The 260-nt window shown below is 41.2% G+C and carries 1 protein-coding gene; it reads right to left on the bottom strand.

Annotation, left to right across the window (positions count from 1 at the left end; all coding sequences use genetic code 11):
- Positions 1-260 (bottom strand): Rib/alpha-like domain-containing protein (locus H5R88_RS01035; RefSeq protein WP_259393955.1); only part of this gene is annotated, 260 nt, incomplete at both ends.

Raw genomic sequence — 260 nt, 5'->3', positions numbered from 1 at the left:
TTCTGGAGTAGTGGTCTTATCATCAACAACTGTAATAGTAGTTGTTACAACATCTGTTGAGCCATCTGGGTAATGAACTGTAATACTTACTTCACGAGTACCTGGAGTGGTTACATCTGGTTCACCATTTGTCCAAGTGTAATCAGTACCTGTTGGCAAGTCACCCTTATTGCCAATTCCTTCTGATGGATCTGGCATGTGACCCTTATCAGTGTTGATTGGATTTGGTTCTGGAGTGTACTTATCAGCATCATCAGTAA

The sequence above is a fragment of the Limosilactobacillus agrestis genome (assembly GCF_014145585.1).
In the GTDB taxonomy this organism is placed as follows: domain Bacteria; phylum Bacillota; class Bacilli; order Lactobacillales; family Lactobacillaceae; genus Limosilactobacillus; species Limosilactobacillus agrestis.
This window is presented reverse-complemented; position numbering and strand designations above follow the sequence as displayed.